Raw genomic sequence first — 24,747 nt, 5'->3', positions numbered from 1 at the left:
CCGTCCATGGCTTATCTGCTCGGCATTGACATCGGCACGTCCGGCACGAAAACGCTTGTCTGCGATCACGACGGCAACGTCATCGCGACCGCGATGGCGGAGCATGACATCAGTTCGCCCAGGCCCGGCTGGTCGGAGCAGGACCCGAGCCAGTGGTGGCAGGCGACATGTGACGCGACGTTGGCGGTGATCGACAAGGCAGGCATTGATGGACAGAGCGTGACCGCTGTCGGGCTGTCGGGGCAGATGCATGGCAGTGTGTTTGTGGCGGATGATGAAACACCGCTGCGGCCGGCGCTGTTGTGGAACGACCAGCGCACCGGCGAACAGTGTGCCGAGATCGAGCGAAAGGCCGGCGGCCGAAAGGCGCTGATCGAGATGGTCGGCAACCCGGCACTGACGGGCTTTACCGCGCCGAAGATTCTCTGGGTGCGACAGCATGAGCCCGAGGTTTACGAGAAGACGAAACACATCCTGCTGCCGAAGGACTACATCCGCTATTGCATGACCGGCGAGTATGCGACGGAGGTGGGCGACGCGTCGGGTACGCTGCTGCTTGATGTAAAACAGCGCAAGTGGAACGACAAGCTCATCGGCCTGCTGGGGATCGATAAGGCGCTGCTGCCGACGTGCTACGAGTCGCATGTCGTCAGCGGCAAACTGCACGCGAAGGCGGCGGCGAAGCTTGGCTTGAAGCAGGGCACGCCGGTGGTCGGCGGCAGCGGCGATCAGCCCGCCGGGGCGGTGGGTAATGGCATCGTCACAACGGGGATTGTCAGCGCGACGCTGGGCACGTCGGGCGTGGTGTTCGCGCATGCCGACGAGCCGACGTACGACCCACAAGGCCGAGTGCACACCATGTGCTCGGCGGTGCAAGGCAAGTGGTGCGTGTTCGGCTGCATGCTGTCGGCGGGCGGCTCGTTTCAGTGGTTCCGCAATCAGTTGGGGCAAGCGGAGGTCGCGGCGGCAAAGCAGCAGGGCGTTGATCCGTACGAACTGCTCATCGCCGAGGCGGAGAAAGCGCCGGCCGGCTGCGAAGGGCTTTACTTCCTGCCTTACCTCACGGGCGAGCGTTGCCCGCACCCGGACCCGAACGCGCGTGGCGGATGGATCGGATTGACCGCGCGGCATGATCGGTCAGCCATGATCCGCTCGCTGATCGAAGGCGTCACATATGGCATGGCGGACGCGCTGACGATCATGCGCGAGATGGACATCGCTGTCGACACCGTACGGCTGTCCGGCGGCGGTGCGAAGAGCGCCTTCTGGCGGCAGCTTCAGGCCGACGTGTACGGCCGACGCGTTGCGACCATCAACAGTGACGAAGGGCCAGCCTATGGCGTCGCCATCCTCGCAGGCGTGGGAACGGGGGTCTGGCAGAGCGTGCCCGAGGCGTGCAACGCCATCATTCGCGAAACCGAGTCGCTCACGCCCGACGCCGAGCGAAGCAAGCGTTACGGTGCCTGGCATAAGCAATATCAACGGCTCTATGGTGCGCTCAAGAGCGAGTTCGAGGCGATCGCTGCCGAGGGCAATGATTGAGTTTGACGCTCGCTCGTTACACTGATGGCATGGCAAGCAACGACAATGGCAAGTCGTCTTCAAGGTCTGATCCATTCTCGGCCGCATCGCGGCGGGCGCGGGCGACGATGCGGCAGGTGCGTCGCACATTACCGCGTATTCCGATCCCCCGGCGGATCAAGCCGCAGCCTGGCGCGACGCCCGGCATTGAGGTGCACCAGCTTGCGAAGCTGCCGATCGCCGAGCAGGCGTCGGCGCGCGTGACGTGCATCGACTACGGGCCGGATGGCGCGACGACGCATGACATCACCGACGTCGGGAAGCTGGCGGCGTTTCTGCAGCGGCCGCGCGAGGAGAGCACGGCTGTGCGATGGATCAATGTCGACGGCTTGACGGACATGCCGGTGATTGAGTTGCTCGCGCGGTCGTATCACTTTCACCCGTTGGCGATTGAAGACATTCTGCATGTGCATCAGCGGCCGAAGGTCGAGATGTTCAACCATGTGGATGACCCGGCAACACCTCGGCCACGCTTGTTCGTTGTTGCGCGCATGCTGCAACTGATCGAAGGCCGACTCGATTCGGAACAGATCACCATGTTCCTCGGCACGGACACCGTGCTCACCTTCCAGCAGAAACATGGTGACGTCTGGGGCGCGATCCGCGAACGCATCAACACCAAAGGATCACGCCTGCGCACGAACGATGCAAGCTTCCTGCTTTATGCGCTGCTCGACGCGGTGGTGGACCACTGCTTCCCCGTGCTCGAGCATTATTCGAGCGAACTGGAGGATCTGGACCTCATCGTACTCGCGGGCGATGCGAACACGGTGCGCGAGCTGCATCACCTTAAACACGAGCTGATGCTCATGCGCCGCGAGATATGGCCCATGCGTGAGCTGATCAGCAGCCTGCAGCGCATGGAGCACGTTGAACTTTCGAGCATCACTCGGCTATATCTGCGCGACGTGTACGACCACACGGTGCAACTGCTCGACCTGGTGGAGACGTATCGCGAGATCGCGATGAGCCTCTCGGACATGTGGGTGAACGCGGTGAGCAATCGCATGTCGCAGGTGATGAAGGTGCTCACGATCATCGCGACGATTTTCATTCCGCTGACGTTTCTCGCCGGCGTGTACGGCATGAACTTCGAGCACATGCCGGAGCTGGAATGGCGGTGGTCGTACGCCGTGGTGTGGGCGATTTTCCTCGGCACGGCGGGCGGGATGTTGTCGTGGTTCCGCCGACGCGGATGGATTTGACCGCTGTCGATTGGTTTACGACGCCGCGGTCTGCGGCTGCGGTGGCTGGTCGGCTTGCGGCGTGACGGCGAGGGCGGCCTCGCGTGTGTCGCCGCGCTCTTGCTGATCGTCGTCGCGGTTGGCGGTGGGGTACTTGATGCGGCCGTGGTAGATGGCGCAGAGCATCTTGGTGATCGCCTGCTCGATGCGGTGCAACTCGGCGAGGGTGAGGTTGCACTCATCGAACTGACCGTCCATGAGGCGCTTGGTCGCCATGCGGTGGACGATCTGTTCCAGGCGGACCGGCGTGGGCTCGGGCAGACTGCGGGCGGCGGCTTCGATCGAGTCGCACAGCAGCATGATGGCCGCTTCCTTGGTCTGCGGTTTGGGGCCGGGGTAGCGGAACTCGAACTCGCTCGGGCCGGGCGCTTCCTCGGCTTCTTTCTGTTTGCGGGCGGCGTGGTAGAAGTATTCGACGAGTGTCGTGCCGTGGTGCGATTCGATGAAGTGGCGGATGTCGGCGGGCAGGTGATACTCGCGGGCCATTTCAATACCGTCTTTGACGTGGCCGACGATGATCAGAAGCGACATCGCGGGGCTGAGCTTGTTGTGGCGGTTGGGTCCGCCGCTCTGGTTTTCGATGAAGTACTGCGGTTTGTTGACCTTGCCGATGTCGTGATACATCGCACCGACGCGACACAGCAGTGAGTTGGCGTTGATGGCGTCGGCGGCGGCTTCGCCGATGTCTGCGATGCGCAGCGAGTGCTGATACGTGCCCGGCGCTTCCTGAGCGAGGCGTTGCAGCAGCGGATGGCTGGCGTCGTTGAGCTCGCGAAGCGTCATCGCAGTGGTGACGCGGAACGCCTTCTCGATGCTCGGCAGCATGCCTTGGACGACCAGGCCTGTGGCGCCGCCGGTCGCGACCGCCATGGCTGCATCGTAAAGCAGTTGTTGATAAGCGCCGCCCAGATGCAGCGGCCGTTCGAACAGGCCCGTCAGCATGGCCGCGCCGCCCATCGCAAGCCCGCTCCACACGCCCACCAGCACGACGGTCGATCGGCTACGCACGTCGTTGAGCAGCGCCGCCGCCGCCGCGACGCCCGTGAGCATCACCAACGCAAACCCCGGCGTCAGTGCCAGGCTCATCACCACCAGCAGCGCGTGCAGTCCGCCTATCGCCAGTGCGAACCGCTGGTCGTACGCAATGGTCAGCACGATCGCGACCAGCAGCGTCGGGAACAATGCGGTCACATACAAGAGCCCGGGCTGTACCTGCGTCAACCAAACCGCCAACGCATGACACAGCAGCAGCAACGCCATCAGCGCGAACCCGCGCATCGGGTTGCGGACCACCCGGTCGTTGTAGTGAATGATGTAGCCCCACACGGCCAGGCCCAGCACGAGCATCAGCCCGACGATCGCCATGGGCTGAAGCATCCGCTGCACCTGCGAAAGCTGCTCGCGATACGCGGCCCGCTCCGCCTCGAACAAGTCCAGGTGAGCGGTCGTCAATTCCGTGCCGGCCGCGACGAGCATGTCGTTCGGCTCGTGCGTCACCACCACCGCCGGCTCGCGGTCGTAACGGTCCTGTCGACGCTGCTGGCTCAACTCACGTGCTTCGCTGTTGAAGACGTACGTCGGCTCGGGGCTCTGCATCACCACCGCGACCACCGTGTCCCGCAACGCCGGCGGAAAGCGGACGGTCAACGGCTCGATGTTCTTCTGGAACGTCGTCCGGTCGTCGACACTGATGAGCACATTGCCATAGCGGGCCTGCTCGCGGGAGTGGCCCTCACGTGGATTGGGGTGGAAGATGATGATTCGCCCCACAGCGGTGCGGGGGTCGGTGCGGGCGCGATACTGTTCGGGTTCGAGCACCGCCAGGTCGAACATACCCTGGAGGAACGCGTCGATCCGCTCGTGCCAGTTTTCAATGGTGGGCTCGGAGGTCGGGTCGGCAAATCGGCGAAGCTCGTCCAGACCGCGACGGGTCAGTTGCAGTTGCTCGCGCGTTTCGCTGGCGATCTGCTCCAGCGAGTCCTGGTCCGCCAGGGCCATCAACCCCGCGAAGCGTTCGCGCACCGATTCGAGGTAAGCCTGGTTGGGCACGAAGACGCGCGGCTCGCGGTTCATCGCTTCCGTGCGGCGCTCTTCCGTGGCCTGGAGGTCGATCGCGTCAAACTGCACTCGGCTGACGATGGGCTGATCGACCACCTGGCCTGCTTCATAGCGGAAGCGAACGTTGTCGGGGATGGCGACAAGGCTCGTCACCAGCACGAACAGGACCAGGTAGAGCGTGGTCCAGATCGCCTCGCGGCGCTGGATGGGACGCATCCACTTCGGGTCCGTGCGGGGCAGGTTTCGCCTGACCTCGCGTCGACGGGCGGTATGGCTCTTGCCGTTGGCCATGAGCGTTAGCTGGGGCGTTGCGGCCCGTCTTCTCCCGCGGTCACGATCACGCCCGCCACTGGCGAACGGTCAGTTACTCAACATCGGCCAGTTCACCGGCCGACTGCACGAACGAGGATTCTACTCGCCTTTGCCCGGCTGACCAGTGCGAGCCAGACAAACTACCTGATTTCCCTACTGCCATCCGTCGCGAGGGCTTGGCAAGGCCGTCGCCTGCACTACGTCGCAGGCGGGCGGCTATCCGTTTTTTGCTCGCCATACGCCGCGACGATCCGCTGCACCAGGTGATGGCGGACGATATCGGCGCTGTCCAGAGCGACGCTCGCAACGCCGCGCGTCTTGCCCAGCCGATGGATCGCGTCCACAAGTCCTGATTCACGCGGGTCTTCCAAGTCGATCTGCGAGGTGTCGCCCGTGACGATCATCTTGCTCCCGTGCCCGAGGCGGGTGAGGAACATCAGCATCTGGCTTTTTGTGGTGTTCTGGGCCTCGTCGAGGATGATCGTCGCGTCGTTCAGCGTTCGGCCGCGCATGAACGCCAGCGGTACGATCTCGATCAGGTCCGCCGCCATGTACCGGCTGATCTGGTCGAACTCCATCATGTCGTGCAGCGCATCGAGTAAGGGACGCAGGTAGGGGTTTACCTTTTCCTGCATCGTGCCCGGCAGGAAGCCGAGCTTCTCGCCCGCCTCCACCGCCGGCCGGGCGAGCACCAGCTTGCGTACATCGCCTCGCTTGAGCATCGCCACCGCCGCCGCCACCGCCACATACGTCTTACCCGTGCCCGCCGGCCCGCAGCAGAACGTCAGGTCATGGTTGAGCAAAGCGTTGAGGTAGGTCCGCTGGCCCTCGGTCATCGGCTTGACCGATCGGCCACGCAGGTAGACGTCGAGCTGGTCGCCCAACGGGGCCTTGGGGCCTCCCGTGTCGCGGCGGACGAGTTTCGAGGTTTCGACCCGCTCGACGTTTGCGATCGCGTCGAGCAACTGCTGTCGGCTCAAGGGCTTTTGCCGCTGGGCCGCGTCGCCGAGCTGTTCGATCACGTGCGCCGCCCGGCCCACGGCGTCGCTGTCGCCGCTTAGGCGCAATGAGCCGTTGCGAGCACTGACGGTCACGCCAAGCGACTCACGGATGATTTTCAGGTTCCGTTCCGCCGCGCCGGTCACGCCGAGGCGCTCTTCGCCGTGCGGAAGCTGGATGGTCAACTCCAAAGGGGGCCTACTCCTGATTACAGATTTCGTTCGTACCACATCTATTTTACGTCGATAACTCGGCCGTGGGTGCATCGGCCGGGTTTAAGAATGTGTGTTCACGGTAAACACTGCAAAGCGGGAGGCGTCACCGACCCCAGACGGCCCGGATTTCGTCTTCGGTGGCAGGGCGGGACACTCGTCCGTCGCCGGTGTGATGCTCGATCAGTTGGCCTTCCGCGTCAAAGTGAAACACTTGCTCCGCCCGGTCGGGTGCGGGGCGGTCGTACACCCGCCAGCCGCCGTCGTCGCTGGGCTCGATGCGCACCGCCCGGAGCATCAGCCGCCCGGCACTGGGGTGGTAGGCGTAAAACGCCATCGCCGCCGGTGGCCGACCGGCCGCCGCCTGTTTTGCCATCAGGGCGGGCGTCGCCTGCGCCACCACCTGCGACGCGTACGCCTTCGGCGGCACTTCCCAGTTACGGCTTTCGATCTGCGTGGGCCCCTCCTGGCTGACGCTGATGCGATTATGCGACCGCAAGCCCGTGTCGGTCCACGTCTGCTCCGTGCCGTGCTGCGGCTGGAGCTGCTCCCGCGATTGCAGGCCCGCGGGCTGCTGCGGTTGCTCCTTGGGGCGGAGCGTCGTAACGCTGGACCACAACTCAGTCTGCTCACCTTCGCCGAGGAACAGCTCGCTTTGGCTGTCGTAGGCATGGCCGTCGCCGACCAGATCGCGGGCCTGAATGCGCACTTCCACGCCCGCCTCGCCGAGGTTTTCGACGTGTTCGGTGACGATGCGCTGGTAGCCGACGTCGGTGTCGCCTTCGATCACGCGCATGAACTGCCGCTCGGGCAGCACGCCTTCCACAGCCGCGAAGTCCACCTCCGCCAGCCACGCGTCGCCCGCCTCGATCAACGCCGTCCGCTGCCGATCCAACTCGTCCGGCGGCATCAGCTCGACACTGTCGAGCACTGCTTCGAAGATCCGGCGCGACCGCTCATACGAGTGCGCGTCCGACTCGTATTGGAACATCGCCACGGTGAATGGGTCGATCATCACGAACGCCTGGCCCGCCACCCATTGCCCTTCGTCGCCGGGCACGAGGAAGTACCAGCGGGCCCCGCGACGGTCGGCGATGCGGATCTCCTCCACGTCGTCTTCCACCACCACGGCGGCCGGGTAGTAAAAGGTGAACTGCTCAGCAGCCCGTTGACGGACGAGGTCGAGGGTGACGCGCTCCTCCGCCTGGCGGAAGTGGACGCGGATGCTCATGTCGTCGTCGACGAGGAATGTGGCGATCGCGCGGTCGGCGGTCTGCTCGTACAGCGTCGAGCCCGCAGGCGGGCGCAGCGACAGGCCGAAGGCGGACTCGCTCCATCGCTCGTCGGCGAGCAGGCTGTCGTCCGCGCGGCTATGGGCGGGGGTGAGAGCGAGCAGCAGGGCGAGGGCGGTCAGACAGCCAAGGCAGTGGCGCCAGGTCATGCGGGGCTCCTGGTGGATGCAACGAAACGCGCGTCGCTTGGGTGAAAAACGTGGGCAGTCAGTCCGACGGCTCGGGCGACTCGGCCGTGGGTTCTGTACCGTCGGCGGGCTCGTCGGGTTCGGCGGAGGGGGCGATTTCGTCGTCATCGGCGTCGTTTTCGTCGTTTTCATGGCCGTTGGGCACTTCGACGAAACGTTCGATGTGTCGGAAGAGGATGGCGTTTTGTTGCAGCACTCGGCCGGGCGGCTCGCCGGCCTGCGGCTCGTCGACGAGGTGCATGATCCAATGGGTCCGCTGATCGACAGTCATCGCGGCGATGAGGTGGACGCGGACCTCCGGTCGGCTGGGGTCCGGCCGACTGATGCCCGTGCGGTCGGCGACCTGTAACGCGCTGCCGGGCGAGGGCACTTGAACGTAGAGCGACTGGAACGTCTGAATCTCCTGCTCGCCGAGGAGGGCGACCGTCGCGTAGTTGAGCATGTTCTCGGGCGCCTGGGGCGTTTCGAGCTCGATCGGCAGGATGCGCAGCATCTGGTGGGGGCGGTCGGGGTTTCGCAACACGCGTGCCCCGGCGATGCCGAGGGCTTGCTGCGCCTGCTCGTCGGTTTGCCAGTGCTCGGGCACTTGGAAGCGGAGGCGGTCGATCTGCTCGGTGCGGAAGCGGACCTGCTGCTGGCCAATGCGGGCTTCACTGAACAGGTAAGCCGCGCCGATCGAGCCCATGAACACGAGGAACATCAGCACGGCGACGAGCTGGCGTTGTCGGCGGGGGGACTCGACCAATGGGCTTGCGGGCATGGCGTGGATGGTATGTCCGCTGACCTGCCCGGTGCAAGCAGCATAAAATGAAGTAGTGAATGTTGATAACTGCACTGACGTGCGAAAGCTGCCGATTGACATTCTTGGTAAGGGTTTCTACCGTCCCCGGGCAGAGGTAGTTATACTCATTTCGCCTGTTCCTGTCCGCCTGCGTCGTAGAGAGCCTTTGTGGTGAATTTATGGCCGAGCAAGTAACCCAAAGCAGTCTGGATTCCCTCATCGGCCGCATGGTCGTTGAGAAGGGACTCGCCACGCCTGAAGAGGTGCAGCGTTGCGTTGAACTGCAGCGCAGTCGTGCGGGCAGTGCCGACGACTCGGCCAGCGGTCATTCGCTCGCCGAGGTGCTCATCGGTGAAGGCGTCGCCACGCAGAAGCAGATCGAGCGCATCCGCCCCGAGGCCGAGGAGCAGCGGCGCGGGCAGCAGATCCCCGGCTACGTGATTCTCGAACGCCTGGGTGCGGGTGCGATGGCGACCGTCTACAAAGCCCGGCAGATCAGTCTCGACCGGGCGGTGGCGATCAAAGTGCTGCCGCGCAAGCACACGAACAACCCGCAGTTCGTCGACCGTTTTTACGCTGAGGGCAAGGCGGCCGCGAAGCTGAACCACCCCAACATCGTGCAGGCGATCGACGTGGGCAAGGCGGGTGAGTACCACTACTTCGTGATGGAGTACGTGGAGGGCCGAACCGTCTTCGACGACATCACGCGAAGAGGGCGCTACGACGAGAAAGATGCGCTGTCGTTGGCGATTCAGGTGTCGCGGGCGTTGCATCACGCTCACGAAGCGGGCTTCATTCACCGCGACGTGAAGCCGAAGAACATCATGATCACCGAAGAGGGCCGGGCCAAGTTGGCCGACATGGGCCTGGCTCGCGCGGTGAGCGACCGCGAGGCTGCGGAGGCGGAGGCGGGCAAAGCGTTTGGCACGCCTTATTACATTTCGCCGGAGCAGATTCGCGGGGCACGGAACGTCGATTTCCGGGCGGACATTTACTCGCTGGGGGCGACGCTGTACCACATGGTCACCGGGCAAGTGCCTTTCGAGGGTCCTTCGCCGTCGGCGGTGATGCACAAGCACTTGAAGGAAGAGCTGACCCCGCCGGACCATTTGAACACGGAGTTGAGCACCGGCATCGCCGAGATCATCGAGGTGTGCATGGCCAAGGACCCCGAGCAGCGCTACGCGAACACCGCCGACCTGCTGCAGGACCTTGAAGCGGTGCAGAGCGGCGAGCCGCCGATGCAGGCCCGACACATGTTCGATCTTGGGTCGATCACCGCGCTCAGCAAGCCTGACGACGGGCCATCGGGCCAGACGCAGGTGTTGCAGTTCGGCTCGGGCGAACCGCTGACCGGCCAGCCGATGTTCTGGATCGCGACCTGCGGCTGGGTGGTGGCGGCATTTCTACTGTTGGCGCTGATTCTGCTGGCGATGTGACGGCAGTCGGTGTTGGGGCAGATTGGAGCTTGGATGGACGCCCACGGCGTGACGCCGTGGGCGTCGTGCGTGGTATGTGTTTTGATGTTGCCTGGATGCGACTACGATGCGCTGCGACGGGGCACGGCCCGACGCGTGCTCTTATTCGCCTCCTGACGCTCGACCTGCGTGGTGGCGATGGCAAGACGATCCAGCACCGCGCCCATCGAAACGGGACGGTCGGCCGGCTCGGTTTCGATGCAGTCCATCACCAATGATGACAACGCGGGGGGAACCTGCTCGTTGACCTCGATTGGCGGGGGGCAGGTGTTGTGCGTGCGAATGCTGATGCCCGCCTGCCCCCTGGGGATCAGCGTGGGTACGTGGCGGCGGGTGAGCAGCCAGTAGAGCGTCGCGCCGAAGTTGAACACATCGGTCTGGATGGTGATCCGCTCACGGCGGACCTGCTCGGGGGCGATGTAGTCCGGAGTGCCCTGAATCCGCTCTTTGATCGTGCCGATCGGACAGCTCTGGCCGAAGTCGATGATCTTGGCTCGGCCTTCCTGGTTGATCATGATGTTGTTGGGCTTGATGTCCGCGTGGACATAGCGGCCCGCGTGCATCGCGGCGAGCCCGTGGCCGGCCTGCTGGCAGATCTCCAGCAACCCGGCCAGATCGTCCACCGAATGCTGTTCGAGGGTGACGCCCTGCACGAGTTCCATCAGCACCAGCACTTCGCTGACGCGGATGAATTGCCGCTGGCGAATGAGCTTGTAGCTCTGCCTAAGGGCAGGGTGGTCGAATTGCTTGGCGATGTTGTGTTCGAGGATCGCCTGGTCGACGAACCGCTGATCGGAAGGTGACTGTTTGACGACGCGTTTGAGCGCGTAATTATCGCCACGCTTGCTGCGAACAGCATAGATCGTGCTTCTTGCACCATGGCCAAGCGTAGACAAGACCTGGTAGCCCGCGATTTCGTGAAATTCCGCCATGGGCGAACACGCACCGCCACCTGCTCCGCTTGGCGCAGTTACAGGGGGGGATGTCCCTCCAATCAAGTTGTCGTGAAGCCGGATAACCGAATGAACGTATGCACAAACTGTATCCGGGTCCGGCCGACGACACAACCTTGTTCTTTTTTTACCAGGTTCTCACCGTTGCCAATTTTTCCGTAATGGCTGACCCACCGTTGAGACTATTCTCGGCCAATCCAAGGCCCGGCTTGACTGGGATGAGGATGAGGAGGTGGTTTGTGGTTTCTCGTTTCTGGTTTAGGGAAGGGCCGAATCAGTCGGAATTTCTAATTGCTGATTTCTAATCGTTGATCGTATCGGCGTGGCTTCCCCCAAATCAGCAATCAGCAATCAGCGTTTAGCAATTCCCACGGCCCCTCAGCTTGCCGGGGAGCGGGCGGCGTGGGAGACTGGGGGGATGCGGATTCTCGGGCATGGGATCGACCTGGTGGATACGCCACGCGTGGCGCACATGCTCGAAGTGCACGGCCAGCGGTTCCTGAGCCGATGTTTTACCGAGGGCGAACAGGCGTACGCGGCAGCGAACCACAAACGGCAGGTCGAGCACCTGGCCGGCCGATTCGCGGCGAAAGAGGCTATCCTCAAAGCCCTCGGCACGGGCTGGACAGGCGGCATCGGCTGGACCGACGCCGAAGTGGTGCGCGAACCGTCGGGTCGGCCCACCGTACGACTGCATGGGCGCTGCGCCGTGGTCGCGGCGGAAATGGGCATCGAAACCTGGTGGCTGAGCATCACGCACGTGAAGGGGCAGGCCATGGCCAGCGCGATCGCTGTGGGGGGGTAGGATCGTTTCTGGTTTCTGGTTTCTGGTTTCTGGTTTTTGGTTGGGGGGTGGGGTGTGGGGTTCGGGGTATGTTTAAGACTGGGGTGGGGTGAGGTGAATGGTGATGCGACGAAATCGATCAACGCCGTTTGAGGTGATGGGCCAGGCGACGCGTGGCGTGGAGCCAGCGCGTGAGCCGGTGTCGCGTGCGCCGGCGTGGTCGTCCGAGGGAGGCATTGGTGGCGGTCTGCGGGGGCTGGGTGACCGTTTTGCGTTTGCGTCCGACTGGTGGGCGAGTCTGGGGGCGGGGTCGCCGGTGGTGCTGCGCGTGCCGCGGGGGTTGGCGGTGGTGCTGGTGGTGGCGCTGGTGGGGCTTTTGATGCTGTCGTACTGGGTGGGCCATTCGCGCGGCACGTCGGCAGGGGTGACGGCGGCGGAGGAGGCCTGGCCGGTGGAGGATTCCGGTATTCGTGCCGCGCCGGTCCGTCGTGGCGGCAACGGCGGAGCGGGTGGGGCGACGGCAGGGGTAAGTGGTGCTGCTGAAGTGAGTTCGGGTGCGTCGGGCGAACCGTCGGCCGGCGGCGGCGGTCAGGCGGCGGCGGTTTCGGGCGATCCGCGTGAGCCGGGGCGGAACTATTTTGTGCTCGCGTTTTACCCGCCGGACGCGGCCCGGGTGCTGGCGGATTGGCTGGCGGCGGAGCACGGAGTTGCAACGGTGCTCGAATCGGTGCAGAATAGGCGGGAGTTGGAAGTGATCGCGGTGGACCGTGGTTTCCACCGGGAGGATCTTTCGTCTGAGGAGCGGCGGGAATACGAGCGTGAGCTGCGGGCGATCGGTCGAGCGTGGCAACGCCACAACCGTGGCCGGGGCGACGCCCTGGAGTCGATGTACCCGAAGCGATATAACGGGCCTTGAGGCCTGTCTACGTCTATTAATTGGAGCGTCAGCGATGAGTCTTGATCGAAGTCTGAAGACCGGTGGCAGCCTGGACAAGCACCGCAACGTGCTCAGCCGGGCGGAGCGTGTCGCCAAGCTTAAGGGCCGTGGCAAGTTCGACATGGACAGCGGCGACCCGCTTGGCCTGCCGAAGGTGGGCAACCGCAAGGTTGTCGCCGGTGGCAAGGCCAAGAAGAAGGGCCCGGCCGAGGAAGAGGCGAAGAAGTAAGCCGCTTCGTCGATCGATCATGGCATTGAACATGAAGGCAGGCATGGCACGGACGTGCCGTGCCTGTTTTTCGTGCGCGAGGGGCGGCGGGGGGAGAAGAGTTTCGAGTTTTATGGTTTCGAGTTTCGAGTTGGGAGAAGGACGTCGCACGGCGATTCGGCGGGCGTTAGACTGGCCGCTGATCACAACTCGAAACTCGAAACTCGGAACTCGAAACCAACATGGACGCAGATCGCTTCATCACCGACCGCTTGCGGGCGATTGACGCTTCGGGCATTCGGCGGGTCTTCGACCTCGCCGCGGACCTGAAAGACCCGATCAACCTTTCCATCGGCCAACCCGACTTCGATGTGCCCGACGTGGTGAAAGACGCCGCGTGCGACGCCATCCGCGCCGGGCAGAATCGTTACACGCAGACGCAAGGCATTGCCGACCTGCGCGACAAGGTCGCGAGCAGGCTCGCTGTCGAATTCCCCGACACGTTCGCTGCGGCAGACGGAAAGCTGCCAGACGACACCGGCGTGCTCATCACCTCTGGCGTGTCCGGCGGCCTGCTGCTGGCGCTGATGACCTGCGTCGGGCCCGGCGACGAAGTGCTCATCCCCGACCCTTACTTCGTGATGTACCGCCATCTGGTCACGCTCAGCGGCGCGACGCCGGTTTATGTTGATACATACCCGGACTTTCAACTCACCGCCGATCGGCTTAAGGCGAAGATCACGCCGCGCAGTAAGTTGCTGCTGTTCAACTCGCCGAGCAATCCGACGGGCGTGGTCGCGCCGCCGAGCGTTTGCGAGATGGTGGTCGAGCTGGCGCGGCGTCACAACCTGCTGCTGATGAGCGACGAGATTTACGACGAGTTCTGCTATGAGAAGGTTGACGGCCGGTGTCCGTCGCCGATGGCGTACAGCCGCGACACGCTGCTGCTGCGCGGCTTTTCAAAGACGTATGGCATGACAGGTTGGCGGTTGGGCTACGCGGTCGGCCCGCGAGCGATCGTGGAACAGATGACCAAGCTGCAGCAGTATTCGTTCGTGTGTGCGCCGTCGATGACGCAGGTGGCGGGTGTGCTGGCGATGGATGTGGACATGAGCGAGCCGGTGGAGCAGTATCGTGTGAAGCGCGATCGCGTGGTGGAACGGTTGTCGCCGCATTATGAGCTGACCGTGCCGGGCGGAGCGTTTTACGCGTTTCTGAAAGTGCCGGAACACCTGGGCATGTCTGCTACGCAGTTTGTCGAGCAGGCGGTCAAGCGCGGGCTGCTCATCATCCCCGGCAACGTGTTCAGCGAACGCGATACGCACTTCCGCCTGAGCTACGCCTGCGACAACGCGATGCTCGACCGCGGGCTTGATGTGCTGGTTGAGCTGGCGAAGACGAAAACACCTTGATCCAGTTGCAGGAAGGCTGCCGTCATGAACGAGTCAATCCGACAGGTCGGCTACATCGGGCTGGGCATCATGGGCGCGGCCATGGCGAGCAATCTCGCGAAAGCGGGCTTTGCGTTGACGGTGTGGAACCGCACGAGAAGCAAGTGCAAGCCGTTCGCAAAGCAGGGCGCGACGGTCGCCGACTCGCCCGCCGACCTCGCGGCGAAGGGGCCTGACGTCATCTGCCTCAATGTCACCGATACCGCCGACGTGGAGCAGGTGCTCTTTGGTGACGATGGCGTTGTCGCGGGCGCGAAGCCGGGGCTGATCGTGGTGGATCATTCGACGATCAGTCCGATGGCGACGCGCGAGTTCGCCTGCAAGCTGGCGGGCCATGACATCACGCTCGTCGACGCGCCTGTCTCCGGCGGCGACGTGGGCGCACGCGAGGGCACGCTGAGCATCATGGTCGGCGGTCCGGATGACGCGGTGCAACGCCTTCAGCCGATGTTCGAGGCGGTGGGCAAGACGATCTCGCACCTCGGTGAGAGCGGGACCGGGCAGGCGTGCAAGGCGTGTAACCAGATCGCGGTCGTGTGCAACCTCATGGGCGTGTGCGAGGCCATGGCGATGGCGAAGAAGACCGGCTTGGATGTGAGCAAGATGCTCGAAGCCATCGCAGGCGGCGCGGCGGGCTCTTGGCAACTGGCCAACCTCGGCCCGCGCATCGCCAAGGGTGACTTCGACCCCGGCTTCATGATCGACCTCGTGCTCAAGGACCTGGGCATCGTCGACGACACGGCCCGCCAACAGCGGTTGCCGCTGGCCGGTACGAGCACCGCCGAGGGCTACTTCCGCGCCGTCGCGGCAGCAGGCGGCGGCAAGCTGGGCACACAGGCGATGGCCAAGGCGCTGGAAAACCTCGGCGCGGTTGATCTGAAGTAGGGCAGGGCTTGCCCTGCCATGGTCGGATGCGAAACGGCTCGATGTGCCGCCTATGATTGGGCTGTCCATCGCCCGTCACCGGAAGGTCCGCGCATGAAATTCGAGTACAGCGAGTTCGACGGCCAACCCTTTCAGGGGCCCGACGCCCTGTTCCCCGAGCCCAAGCTTGTTCAGTTCATCCTCCAGTACGGCGAGCAGGCGCTCGACGCCATGGAACAGGTCGAGAACGAAGACGGCGAGGACTACATCGAGTCGCTCATTGAAGCGGGGTTGATTGAAAAGTCCGAAGACGAAGATGGCAAGGGCAAGTACCAGCTTACGCCGAAGATGGTCAAGGGCATTCAGCACAAGGCGCTGCTGGAGATCTTTGAGAACATCAAGCGTGGCACGAAGGAGGGGCATGAGACGCGCAACCCCGGCCGAACGAGCGAACGAACCGACGGCACGAAGACGTACGAGTTCGGCGACCCGCTGAGCGAAGTCGACTTCGGCGCGACGATGCGCAACGCCATGGCCCGCCAGCTTGCCGACAAGGCCCGCCATGGCGAAGCGACCGGCCCGTCGTTGCCGATCAACATCAACGCGGGCGACTTCGATCTGCATGTCACCGAAGGCACAGCCGACTGCGCCACCGTCATCCTCATCGACCAGTCCGGCTCGATGATGCGGTGGGGCCGGTTCTATCAGGCCAAGCGCGTCGCGTTGGGCATGGCAGGCCTCATCCAGCAGCGCTTCCCGCAGGATACGCTCGACTTCGTCGGCTTCTACTCGATGGCAGATGCCATCCGCGAACGCGACTTGCCGCTGGTCATGCCTAAGCCCATCAGCGTCCGCGACTACCAGGTCCGCCTTCGCCTGCCACTCGACCAGGCACGCGAAAACGAAGACCAGATCCCGCTGCACTTCACCAACCTGCAACTCGGCTTACGCCAGGCCAGGCAGATCCTCAGCCGACGCGGCGCGATGAACAAGCAGATCTTCGTCATCACCGACGGCCAGCCGACGGCGCATGTCGAGCCCAACGAAGCGACACCCGGCAGCGAGATGCTCTACCTGCTTTATCCGCCCAACGAACGCACCGCGACCGCGACGCTCAAAGAGGCGCTCAAGTGCCAGCAGCAAGGCATCCGCATCGCCACGTTCGCATTAATCGAAGATTACTGGGGCATGGACTGGGTCGGCTTCGTCGACCGCCTCACCCGCCTCACGCGCGGGATGGCCTACTACTGCACCAGCGACGATCTGAGTTCGACCGTCATCGAAAGCTACTTCGCGGGTAAGAAGAAAAAGAGCTTTATTCACTAACGCTCCGGACATCCTTCACACCGCCTCCGGATGCCGATACATCCACCCTTCGCGTTCAACCGCCGCGGGCTCATGTTTGCCCACGCGCGTCGGCTGGTTTAGGTCGTCGCGCACCAGCCAGGCGGTGAGGCAGGCGATCACCGCATCCCACGCGTCTTCCAGCGTCACCGCGGTGGCCGCGAGGCTCGGGTGTTCAAACCGCAGCCAGGGTTCGAGCATCTCCGGCCGAGCCCGCGCCTGGCCGGGGCGGTTGGGCTTACGGCCTTTCAAGCTCAAGTCCTTCGCCGTCGCCGAGGGGTACACCTCGATGAACACGCACTTCGCCGTGCCGATCGGCATCTGCGGCGCGACGGCTGCGCCTTCCTGATGCAACAATTCATTTAAAAGTCGAGCGCCCGCGACCGTCTGCTTGAGCAGGCGGAGGTTCAGTGCCGCCATCGCGCCGGGCGGGTCGATCGCCCGCAACGTCTGTCGGTGAGGTTTGGCCATTGTTTCAACATCGCCGGGCGTTTGAAACGCCAACCACTCCACCTGCGCCTGCCAGGTGGCTGGCCCTTCGTGGTTCATCAGCGCATCGCTCACCGCGCAAGGCAGGCTGAACGGAAAGTCCATACCCCACAGCCCGCGCTCGGCGTCGATCGGCGGATGGCAGAGGAAATGGCGCAGATCTTCGCGAAACGCGTGCGGGCGGAGGTCGACGATGTGCAGGCGGTCGTCCCGCTCGACGCCGACGGCCGACCACAGGTTCGCCAGCGGTTCGCGGCCGCCGCTGAAGTCCACGCCGCCGAAGTAATCAAAGTTGCTCACGTTCGCTCCCTCTCGATCGATTGTCCTGATGGAATCCTGACACCGATCAACTCGCTACACTTCATGCATCATGAGTAACAAGCTGCACATTGAAACGTTCACGCTCGGCGACTGGATGACCAACTGCTACGTACTGTACACGGACAGCGGCGCGTGCTGGTTGGTGGACGTGGGGTTCGGGCCGGAGGCGATGTTCAGTTTTATCAATCGACAGGACCTGACGCCTCAGCGGGTCGTGTTGACGCACGCGCATGTGGATCACATCGCCGGCCTGCCGGAGCTGCGATTGCACTGGCCCGACCTGCCGATGTTCATTCATGAAGCGGAGCGCGAGTTCCCCGGCGACACGGTGCTCAACCTCTCGATTGCACTGGCCGACCCGGTGGTCGCCCCCGAGCCGACGGGGACGTTCAAGCATGGCGATGTGCTGGAACTGGACGATGTGAAATTCGAAGTCCGCCACACGCCCGGCCACAGCCCCGGCGGGGTCTGCCTCTATCAGCGCGAGCACGGCGTGGCGATCGTGGGCGATACGCTGTTCGCCGGCTCCGTCGGCCGACATGACTTCCCCACCTCGGACGGCAACGCGCTGATGACCAGCATTCGCGAACAACTGCTCACCTTACCCGACGAGACACGCGTCCTGCCCGGCCATGGCCCAACGACCACGATCGGCGAGGAGCGGCGGACCAATCCGTTTTTGCAATGACGTTCGAAACCCACGGCGTCACGCCGTGGGCTTCTGCCTTACTCTTCCGAGATGCGAAGGGCCTGGCCTTGGATCGTCTCGTCGATGCGCTGTCGCAGTGTCTGCTCGGGCATGCGCACCGTGACCTCGATGGTCGTCTGTTCGAGACTGTTTCGACCCACGGCTTCACGGCGTTGCAGGTCGAAGATGACCTGGCCCTGCCGTGAGCCTTGCGTCATGCGGATGTCGATCGGCGGGGCGTCGGGGGGCATGTCCGCGTCGTCAACTTCAAGCTCAAGCTGCGCTTCGCTGTAGACGGTGGCGACGGGGATGCCTTCGACTTCGCCGACGTCGTTGAGCGTGTGGCGGATGTTGTAGTGCATCGTGCCGGCTTCGTGGCTCCAGGCGTGGCGGGTCTGCCAGGTCTGGCCGGGGTTGGCGTTGTCGGGCGCGGCGATGAGCAGGGCGAGTTCGGTTGCGGAGCGGACGAAATCGCGATCTTCGGGGGCCATCGGCTCGGCCTCCGTGCGCTGGCGGATGGTGTTAACGCCGGCGACGGAATCGACGCTGCCATCGGAGGCGATCTCGAAGCGGACGGGTTGGCCGGCCATGGCTTGCAGCGCCTGGTGCATCGCGGGGACGTCGCCGCTGCCGCGTCGCGAGTCGATGATCTGCTGGCCGCCTTCGTTGTCGGTGACGGTCATGCTCAGCCAGTCGAGGACCATGGTGCACGTGGCTGAGCCGTCGTCGTTGACGCGGTCGACAGTCCACGTGACTTCGCCTTCGGTGACCATGGTGACGTTGACCTCGTGCGACTCGCCGCCCATGGACATGGTGGTTCGTCGTTGGCGATGGGACCAGATTTCATAGCGGGCGGTCTGGCCGACCTGCCAGTCGGGGCGGAGGTCGATGGCGGCGGGGGCGTCCTGCGCCGGCGCGATGGCGGGCATGGCCATTAGCAGCAGGGCGGGCATGGCGAGCAATGCGAGCCACGCGGGCGAACGGCGAAGCGGGTGGATGCGAAACGTCATGAGCGGGGCCTTTATTGTGGGTGGCGGTGGATCAATGCGGCGTCGGTGGACTACCACAGGCTGCGGCTGGGCGGGCGGTCCATGAATGAGTCCCACTGGACGCGGGTAATGCGCCATTCGCCGTCGTCGCCGCGACGCCAGTGCAGCGTCCATGTGCTGCGTGTGGGCAGGCCGGCCTGGGCGCCGCTGTAGGTGCGCAGATCGAAGGCGGAGCGGGCGCGGTTGTCGCCGGTGACTTCCGCGCCGATGTCGCGGATGATCTGGTCGTCGATGGTGTAACGGTCGATGGCCTGTTCGAGTTGATTGCGGATGGCGGACAGGTTCATCCACACGTCGCCGTCGGGCCCGGTGAGCACCGCGTCGGGGGCGAGCAGGCGGTCGATGACGCTGAAGTCGCCGGGCGATTCGGTGGCGGCGACGAGCTGGCGGGTGTGGCGTTCGAGCAGTTGGCGGTCGGTGGTGACGGTCCACGCGAGGGCGAGCACACCGCCGGCGGCGATGGCCAGGCCCAGGGCGACGTGGCCCATGACGGGCTGTCGGCGCTGCCGGGCGACGTAGCGGATGAGGATCGCGCCGACGAGCAGGGCGACGACGAGCGGCCACGGCCGTTCGAGCAGCAGATGTTCCCACAGCGGCGGGGGTGCGATGTCCACAAATAGGATCATCGCCTCTGGAGCGGGGATGTTCAAGCGGCGGCCGGGCATCTTCCGATAACGTTTGGGGCTTTGTGACGCATTGGAGACGCCGTAACCCCACGGCCGGGCCCTCGAACAGGCTCGCCCGGCGGCGGGGGCTGGTGCGATATTGATTGCAGGATGCATGGCTGAAGCGCGTGACATGTTGTCGGCGAATCTGGCGGCGCTTCGGCGGTCGGACGCGGAACTGGCGGAGCGGTTGGCGGCAGCCGAGCCGACGTCGTTGGCGTGGCAGGCGAGCAAGGCCGGCCCCTGGACGGCGACGCTGGAGCACGACGGCCGGGCGATGTGGCTGGCCAGCCGGTTCGACCCTGAGAAAGAGGCGATGAAGCTGGTCGGCTCGCTGGATTACAGCGAGACGGCGGCGGTCGTCGCGCTTGGCATGGGCGTGGGGCATCATGTGCTGGCGCTCGCGGAGGCGACGCGCGACCGGACGTTGTTGATCGTGTTCGAGCCGAGCGTGCCGCTGCTGCGGGCGGTGCTGGAAAAGGTTGATCACACGAGTTGGCTGGGGGCGAAGAATGTCTTGCTGGTAGCGGGCGAGGTTGAGCCGTCGGCGTTCATGAAAAAGACCGAGCCATACGCGGCGGTGATGACGCAGGGCACGAAGCTGGTGGTTCATCCGCCGACGCGGCAGCGCGACCCGGAAGCGATCAAGGTCTTCAGCCACACCGTGACCGAATCGTTGGCGTACTTCCGCACGAACGTCGCGACGGCGCTGGTGAACTCGGCGCGAACGTGCCAGAACCTGGCTTGGAACCTTGGGCTGTACCACGCGGGCGAGACGATTGACGACTTGGAAAATGCGGCGAAAGGTTGCCCGGCGATCTGCGTCGCGGCGGGGCCGAGCCTGGTGCGCAACGTGCATCTGCTGCTTGATCCGGACGTGCGGCGGAAGGTGGTGGTGATCGCGGTGCAGACGGCGCTCAAGCCGTTGCTGGATCGCGGTATTCGGCCGGACTTCGTCACGGCGCTGGATTACGCCGCGGTGAGCAAGCGTTTTTATGACGGCTTGCCGGACTTGCCAGACGTGACGCTGGTGGCGGAGCCGAAGGCGCACGCAAACATTCTCGACAGCTTTCCGGGGCCGGTGCGCGTGATCGGCAGCAGTTTCAATGACAATCTGCTTGGCCCGCTGGCCCGCTCGCGCAAGGGTTTGCCCAGTGGGGCGACGGTGGCGCATCTGTCGTTTTATTTGGCGCAATACCTCGGCTGCGATCCGATCGCGTTCATCGGGCAGGACCTTGGTTTCTCCGATGGGCTTTACTACTGCCCCGGCACGGCGGTGCATCAGGTCTGGTCGTCGGAGCTTTCGCCGATCAACACGCTGGAGATGATGGAGTGGCAGCGCGTCGTGCAGGGCAAGGCGACGATTCGGCGGATGGTGGACGTCAACGGCCAGCCGATCTTCGCCAACGAGCAGATGCTGACATACCTCAAGCAGTTCGAGCGTGACTTCGCCAACGCCGAGCAGACCGTGATTGATGCGACCGAGGGCGGCGTGGCGAAACGGCACACGCAGCGAATGCCGTTGGCGGAGGTGTTGCAGACGTATGCGACTCAGCCCGTGCCGACGCTGCCCGAGCCGGCGGCGCAGTTGGATATCGATCGGCTACAGTCGCTGCTGGCGCTGCTGCAGCGTCGCGTCCGCGAGGTGCACGAGGTCCGGCAGACGTGTCGGCGGACGGTCCCGCTGCTGAAACAGATCATCGAACATCAGCGCGATCGAGCGCGCGTCGACAACCTGTTCGCTCGGCTGAACAAGCAGAAGCGTCGGCTGGACACGGAACTGAAAGACGCGTTTCAACTGGTCAACACGCTGAACACGGTGGGGGCCTACCGGCGGGCGCGGGCGGATCGCGCGATCGCGGCGGCGGGTGATGATGGCTACGAGCGGCAGGTTCGGCAACTGGAACGCGACATGGACAACGTCGAGTGGATGCAGGATGCATGCGATGAAGTGTTGCGCATTTTGCACGAGTCGGCAGAGCGGGTGCAGTCGCAGTTGGCGGCGCATCGGGCGGCGCGGGTTGGGTAGTGGGGGGTAGTTGGTGGGGTGGGTTGGGCGTGTGCCCACGGATTCGCTGCGCTACATCCGTGGGCTTTATTTGGGATGGACTTCGGGTTATTGACTGAACCATTTTTATGCCGCCGATTGCTTTGATTGTGACTGATACGAAGCGAAGCCGACTTGGGCACCGGGCCCGGCTGGGTGATGTGCTGGGCGATGCGAACGTGTTGACGCACACGCTGCGGCGGGCGGCGACGCTGTCGGGCGTCAGTCGGTTGGTGCTCGTGCACCCGGCGGGGCAGGCAGCGGCGGTGGCGGGGCTGATCGCGGCGGAACGCTTCGACAAGCCGGTGCAACTGTTCGAGACGCCGAGCGAAATGATGCCGACGAGCGACGCGCGTTGGGTCGCGGCGCGGCGGTGGGCGCCGACGGCATGGCGCGGCGGCCTCGGCGGGGCGACGGCGTTCGATGAAGTATTGCCCGCGGCGCCGCTGGTGGCGGCGATGGATGAGCACAACGCCGAGTCGGCAGTGCTGCTGCGGGCGGAGTGGTGTCTGTTTGAGCCGGCGTACGCCGAGGGGCAACTGGCTCGGCATTGTGAAGACCCGGCAGCGTACAAGCTCACGTTTTCGCAGGCACCGCCGGGCCTGTCCTGTGTGGTGGCGCATCGCGAGGCGTTGGAGCGGTTGGTCAGCTCGCAGGGGAGTTTCGGCACGGGGTTGACGTATCAGCCCAGGCGGCCGCAGGGCGATCCGATCGGGCGGGACTTGAATCATGCGATCCCGCACACGGTGCGCGATATGAATCGGCGGTTTGTGTATGACACGCCGCGGAGTGTGGATCTGATCCGCGCGATCGCCGACCAGCTGGGCGATGACTTCGCGTCGGCCAGCGCGGTGACGGTGACGGACGCGGCGCGGGCGATCGAGGCGGAGCAGCGCGACTGGCGTTGGCGTCGCCTGCCGCAGCAGGTGGCGTTGGAGCTGACGCCGAGCCGAGCGGTCGCCGGGCCGATCACGCCGCGGCATTATGTGACCTTCGATCGGCCGAACCTGGACGCGGGCCTGGCGCAGCGGATCGTTTCCCAACTCGGCGACGAGCAGACGGCCGGCGACGTGGCGCTGCGGCTGGGCGGGATCGGCGATGCGCTGTTGCATCCGCAGTGGGACGAGATCATCATCGCGGCGCACGAGGCGGGCGTGATGAGCATTGGCGTGGACACCGACCTGCTTTGCGATGAGGCAACGCTTGATCGGCTGCACGAGTTGCCCATCGACCTGTTGACCGTTCGGCTGAACGCCGACCGCGCTGCGACGTATGAGGCGGTCATGGGTGAGGCCCGCTTCAAGCAGGTGACGGACAACCTGCAATATCTCTTTGACGCACGTCGGCAACGGCTTGACGAAGGCAAGTCGGCGGTGCGGTGGATCGTGCCGCGCATGGTGAAGACAGCCGAGACGCTGCCGGACATGGAAAGCTTTTTCGATCGTTGGATGATGGTGGAAGGACACGCGATCATCGAGCCGGCGCAGTCGGGCTGTGGGTTGATGCCGGAGCAGAGCCCGGTGGTGATGACGCCGCCGCGTCGCGAGGCCTGCCGACAGCTGGGCGGGCGGATGACGATTTTAAGCGATGGCCGGGTGGCCTTGTGTGATCAGGACTGGCAGGGCCAGGCCGCGGTGGGTGAGGCACAGACGACGCCGTTGCTCGAGCTCTGGCGGCGGTTGGCCGAGCCTGCCGAGCAACATGCGGCGGGGCGGTTTGAGGTGTTGGACCCGTGCTCGCGTTGTCGGGAGTGGCATCGGCCGTAGGTATCGCTGATTGTTAATTGCTAAACGCTGATTGGTGGTCGGTGAATCAGATCCGCGGGCATTGATTTGTTTATGATGCGGGCATGTTCGGCCGGCTGAAGATCACGGTGGAGGAGACGCCGAACCCCAACGCGCGAAAGTTCAACCTGAACTGCGCGGTGACGAATGGCGAACGGCGAAGCTATACACATGTCGACCAGGCGGCGGGGGACGAACTGGCGTTGCAACTGTTTGCGATCGAGCATGTGGTCGGGGTGATGTTGCTGGGCGATTTCTGCACGGTGAATAAGTCGGACGCGGGGCGGTGGACGACACTGTCGCCGAAGGTTCGGCGGGTGCTCAAGGCGGCGATGAAGCAGAAGGTGTGAGCACGATGCAGACGCAGCCCACGGTTTTACTGGAGCATGTCACGCGTTGCGGCAGGCATTTTGACTGGCTGATGGGCGATCCGACCTTGCCGGGCGAGGATGCGCCGTTGTGGACGGCCCGCGTCGGGCTGACGAGCGGGCATTGGTCGGCGGCGGGTCGGCTGCTGCTTACGGAACTGCCGGCCCATCGGCGGGTGTATCTGCATCGGCAGGGGCCGATTGGTGAGGGGCGTGGCGTGGTACGGCGGGTGGATGCCGGGGCGGTTCGGCCGGGCGTCTGGACGGCGGATCGGCGGGTGCTGACGGTGCGGATGGGGCGGTTCGAGGGAGTGATCACACTGCGTCGACTGGTGGCGGATCGATGGTTGGGGGCTGTCAGGCCGGTGGTGTAAGTGGGGCGAGGTGGCAACCTGGGAAAAAACTTTGCTGACAAGGTGGTTTTGGACCTATAATGGCCCCATTGCTCAGGTAGGGGAAAAGCCCGCCACGGCGGCAGGGTGAATCTGCCTCATATGACGTGAGTCAGCCGAGGTTGCACCGGCGTCAAGGGGGCGGAGAAATGCCGGAATGCCGGGGTTCCCTCCGGCTGTGACGCAGGAGTGGGCGCCCATGCCGAGCATGATGCTTTTGCGAACCTCGACTGAACATTCCACCCGGCGTCGTACGCC

22 protein-coding genes are annotated in these 24,747 nt (G+C 64.4%); 14 read left to right on the top strand and 8 right to left on the bottom strand.

Going from position 1 to position 24,747, the window contains the following annotated elements; translation table 11 throughout:
* Positions 1-6 precede the first annotated feature (6 nt).
* A complete protein-coding gene (gene xylB / locus ACERK3_01915) occupies positions 7-1,542 on the top strand; it encodes a xylulokinase (GenBank protein MFA9477041.1) in 1,536 nt (511 codons plus the stop codon).
* Between the two features lie 29 nt (positions 1,543-1,571).
* Positions 1,572-2,786, top strand: coding sequence for a magnesium/cobalt transporter CorA (gene corA / locus ACERK3_01910; protein ID MFA9477040.1), 1,215 nt, complete (start codon positions 1,572-1,574; stop codon positions 2,784-2,786).
* A 15-nt stretch (positions 2,787-2,801) separates the two neighbouring features.
* Here corA and ACERK3_01905 read toward each other — a convergent pair whose 3' ends face one another.
* The 4 genes from ACERK3_01905 to ACERK3_01890 all read right to left on the bottom strand — a co-directional run bounded on the left by ACERK3_01905 (position 2,802) and on the right by ACERK3_01890 (position 8,646).
* A complete protein-coding gene (locus tag ACERK3_01905) occupies positions 2,802-5,174 on the bottom strand; it encodes an HD family phosphohydrolase (protein MFA9477039.1) in 2,373 nt (790 codons plus the stop codon).
* Between the two features lie 218 nt (positions 5,175-5,392).
* Positions 5,393-6,385, bottom strand: coding sequence for a PhoH family protein (locus ACERK3_01900; protein ID MFA9477038.1), 993 nt, complete (start codon positions 6,383-6,385; stop codon positions 5,393-5,395).
* Positions 6,386-6,512: 127 nt separating this feature from the next.
* Positions 6,513-7,847: a hypothetical protein gene (locus ACERK3_01895; GenBank protein ID MFA9477037.1), complete on the bottom strand. Its 1,335-nt coding sequence runs from the start codon at positions 7,845-7,847 to the stop codon at positions 6,513-6,515.
* Between the two features lie 58 nt (positions 7,848-7,905).
* The gene (locus ACERK3_01890) at positions 7,906-8,646 is read right to left on the bottom strand and encodes a hypothetical protein (GenBank protein MFA9477036.1); all 741 of its coding nucleotides are present in this window, start codon (positions 8,644-8,646) and stop codon (positions 7,906-7,908) included.
* Between the two features lie 200 nt (positions 8,647-8,846).
* On the opposite strand from ACERK3_01890, the gene ACERK3_01885 reads away from it, so the two are divergent.
* Positions 8,847-10,106, top strand: a complete 1,260-nt coding sequence (locus tag ACERK3_01885) for a serine/threonine-protein kinase (protein ID MFA9477035.1) — start codon at positions 8,847-8,849, stop codon at positions 10,104-10,106.
* Positions 10,107-10,207: 101 nt separating this feature from the next.
* Here ACERK3_01885 and ACERK3_01880 read toward each other — a convergent pair whose 3' ends face one another.
* Positions 10,208-11,077 (bottom strand): serine/threonine protein kinase, encoded by an 870-nt coding sequence (locus ACERK3_01880; GenBank protein MFA9477034.1) that lies wholly within the window; start codon positions 11,075-11,077, stop codon positions 10,208-10,210.
* Between the two features lie 439 nt (positions 11,078-11,516).
* Here ACERK3_01880 and acpS point away from each other — a divergent pair, with 439 nt between their 5' ends.
* The 6 genes from acpS (at position 11,517) to ACERK3_01850 (ending at position 16,668) form a co-directional block, all read left to right on the top strand.
* Positions 11,517-11,903 (top strand): holo-ACP synthase, encoded by a 387-nt coding sequence (gene acpS / locus ACERK3_01875; GenBank protein MFA9477033.1) that lies wholly within the window; start codon positions 11,517-11,519, stop codon positions 11,901-11,903.
* 103 nt (positions 11,904-12,006) lie between these two features.
* Positions 12,007-12,798, top strand: a complete 792-nt coding sequence (locus ACERK3_01870; GenBank protein MFA9477032.1) for a hypothetical protein — start codon at positions 12,007-12,009, stop codon at positions 12,796-12,798.
* Between the two features lie 34 nt (positions 12,799-12,832).
* Positions 12,833-13,048 (top strand): small basic protein, encoded by a 216-nt coding sequence (locus tag ACERK3_01865; GenBank protein MFA9477031.1) that lies wholly within the window; start codon positions 12,833-12,835, stop codon positions 13,046-13,048.
* A gap of 221 nt (positions 13,049-13,269) precedes the next feature.
* Positions 13,270-14,439, top strand: coding sequence for a pyridoxal phosphate-dependent aminotransferase (locus ACERK3_01860; GenBank protein MFA9477030.1), 1,170 nt, complete (start codon positions 13,270-13,272; stop codon positions 14,437-14,439).
* A 24-nt stretch (positions 14,440-14,463) separates the two neighbouring features.
* Positions 14,464-15,363, top strand: a complete 900-nt coding sequence (locus ACERK3_01855) for an NAD(P)-dependent oxidoreductase (protein ID MFA9477029.1) — start codon at positions 14,464-14,466, stop codon at positions 15,361-15,363.
* A gap of 93 nt (positions 15,364-15,456) precedes the next feature.
* Positions 15,457-16,668, top strand: a complete 1,212-nt coding sequence (locus tag ACERK3_01850) for a VWA domain-containing protein (protein ID MFA9477028.1) — start codon at positions 15,457-15,459, stop codon at positions 16,666-16,668.
* 15 nt (positions 16,669-16,683) lie between these two features.
* On the opposite strand, the gene ACERK3_01845 is transcribed toward ACERK3_01850, so the two are convergent.
* Complete coding sequence (locus ACERK3_01845; GenBank protein MFA9477027.1) at positions 16,684-17,475, bottom strand: DUF429 domain-containing protein; 792 nt, start codon at positions 17,473-17,475, stop codon at positions 16,684-16,686.
* 70 nt (positions 17,476-17,545) lie between these two features.
* Here ACERK3_01845 and ACERK3_01840 point away from each other — a divergent pair, with 70 nt between their 5' ends.
* Complete coding sequence (locus ACERK3_01840) at positions 17,546-18,184, top strand: MBL fold metallo-hydrolase (protein MFA9477026.1); 639 nt, start codon at positions 17,546-17,548, stop codon at positions 18,182-18,184.
* Positions 18,185-18,222: 38 nt separating this feature from the next.
* On the opposite strand, the gene ACERK3_01835 is transcribed toward ACERK3_01840, so the two are convergent.
* Complete coding sequence (locus tag ACERK3_01835; GenBank protein MFA9477025.1) at positions 18,223-19,194, bottom strand: DUF6263 family protein; 972 nt, start codon at positions 19,192-19,194, stop codon at positions 18,223-18,225.
* A 50-nt stretch (positions 19,195-19,244) separates the two neighbouring features.
* Positions 19,245-19,898, bottom strand: a complete 654-nt coding sequence (locus tag ACERK3_01830) for a DUF4440 domain-containing protein (protein MFA9477024.1) — start codon at positions 19,896-19,898, stop codon at positions 19,245-19,247.
* Between the two features lie 115 nt (positions 19,899-20,013).
* Here ACERK3_01830 and ACERK3_01825 point away from each other — a divergent pair, with 115 nt between their 5' ends.
* The 4 genes from ACERK3_01825 (at position 20,014) to ACERK3_01810 (ending at position 24,471) form a co-directional block, all read left to right on the top strand.
* Complete coding sequence (locus tag ACERK3_01825; GenBank protein ID MFA9477023.1) at positions 20,014-21,927, top strand: motility associated factor glycosyltransferase family protein; 1,914 nt, start codon at positions 20,014-20,016, stop codon at positions 21,925-21,927.
* A gap of 107 nt (positions 21,928-22,034) precedes the next feature.
* A complete protein-coding gene (locus tag ACERK3_01820) occupies positions 22,035-23,711 on the top strand; it encodes an SPASM domain-containing protein (protein ID MFA9477022.1) in 1,677 nt (558 codons plus the stop codon).
* An 83-nt stretch (positions 23,712-23,794) separates the two neighbouring features.
* Positions 23,795-24,079 (top strand): NifU N-terminal domain-containing protein, encoded by a 285-nt coding sequence (locus ACERK3_01815; protein ID MFA9477021.1) that lies wholly within the window; start codon positions 23,795-23,797, stop codon positions 24,077-24,079.
* A complete protein-coding gene (locus tag ACERK3_01810; protein ID MFA9477020.1) occupies positions 24,076-24,471 on the top strand; it encodes a hypothetical protein in 396 nt (131 codons plus the stop codon). The genes ACERK3_01815 and ACERK3_01810 overlap by 4 nt, the downstream gene beginning before the upstream one ends.
* The last annotated feature ends 276 nt before the right edge of the window (positions 24,472-24,747 follow it).

This window comes from Phycisphaerales bacterium AB-hyl4, assembly GCA_041821185.1.
GTDB classification, from domain to species: Bacteria; Planctomycetota; Phycisphaerae; order Phycisphaerales; family Phycisphaeraceae; genus Natronomicrosphaera; species Natronomicrosphaera hydrolytica.
This window is presented reverse-complemented; position numbering and strand designations above follow the sequence as displayed.

Excerpts from the sequence above, each read along its gene's own strand:
- xylB (MFA9477041.1), top strand. The coding sequence starts at position 7 with ATGGCTTATCTGCTCGGCATTGACATCGGCACGTCCGGCACGAAAACG.
- corA (MFA9477040.1), top strand. The coding sequence starts at position 1,572 with ATGGCAAGCAACGACAATGGCAAGTCGTCTTCAAGGTCTGATCCATTC.
- ACERK3_01905 (MFA9477039.1), bottom strand. The coding sequence starts at position 5,174 with ATGGCCAACGGCAAGAGCCATACCGCCCGTCGACGCGAGGTCAGGCGA.
- ACERK3_01895 (MFA9477037.1), bottom strand. The coding sequence starts at position 7,847 with ATGACCTGGCGCCACTGCCTTGGCTGTCTGACCGCCCTCGCCCTGCTG.
- ACERK3_01890 (MFA9477036.1), bottom strand. The coding sequence starts at position 8,646 with ATGCCCGCAAGCCCATTGGTCGAGTCCCCCCGCCGACAACGCCAGCTC.
- ACERK3_01885 (MFA9477035.1), top strand. The coding sequence starts at position 8,847 with ATGGCCGAGCAAGTAACCCAAAGCAGTCTGGATTCCCTCATCGGCCGC.
- ACERK3_01880 (MFA9477034.1), bottom strand. The coding sequence starts at position 11,077 with ATGGCGGAATTTCACGAAATCGCGGGCTACCAGGTCTTGTCTACGCTT.
- acpS (MFA9477033.1), top strand. The coding sequence starts at position 11,517 with ATGCGGATTCTCGGGCATGGGATCGACCTGGTGGATACGCCACGCGTG.
- ACERK3_01870 (MFA9477032.1), top strand. The coding sequence starts at position 12,007 with ATGCGACGAAATCGATCAACGCCGTTTGAGGTGATGGGCCAGGCGACG.
- ACERK3_01865 (MFA9477031.1), top strand. The coding sequence starts at position 12,833 with ATGAGTCTTGATCGAAGTCTGAAGACCGGTGGCAGCCTGGACAAGCAC.
- ACERK3_01860 (MFA9477030.1), top strand. The coding sequence starts at position 13,270 with ATGGACGCAGATCGCTTCATCACCGACCGCTTGCGGGCGATTGACGCT.
- ACERK3_01855 (MFA9477029.1), top strand. The coding sequence starts at position 14,464 with ATGAACGAGTCAATCCGACAGGTCGGCTACATCGGGCTGGGCATCATG.
- ACERK3_01850 (MFA9477028.1), top strand. The coding sequence starts at position 15,457 with ATGAAATTCGAGTACAGCGAGTTCGACGGCCAACCCTTTCAGGGGCCC.
- ACERK3_01840 (MFA9477026.1), top strand. The coding sequence starts at position 17,546 with ATGAGTAACAAGCTGCACATTGAAACGTTCACGCTCGGCGACTGGATG.
- ACERK3_01835 (MFA9477025.1), bottom strand. The coding sequence starts at position 19,194 with ATGACGTTTCGCATCCACCCGCTTCGCCGTTCGCCCGCGTGGCTCGCA.
- ACERK3_01830 (MFA9477024.1), bottom strand. The coding sequence starts at position 19,898 with ATGCCCGGCCGCCGCTTGAACATCCCCGCTCCAGAGGCGATGATCCTA.
- ACERK3_01825 (MFA9477023.1), top strand. The coding sequence starts at position 20,014 with ATGGCTGAAGCGCGTGACATGTTGTCGGCGAATCTGGCGGCGCTTCGG.
- ACERK3_01820 (MFA9477022.1), top strand. The coding sequence starts at position 22,035 with ATGCCGCCGATTGCTTTGATTGTGACTGATACGAAGCGAAGCCGACTT.
- ACERK3_01815 (MFA9477021.1), top strand. The coding sequence starts at position 23,795 with ATGTTCGGCCGGCTGAAGATCACGGTGGAGGAGACGCCGAACCCCAAC.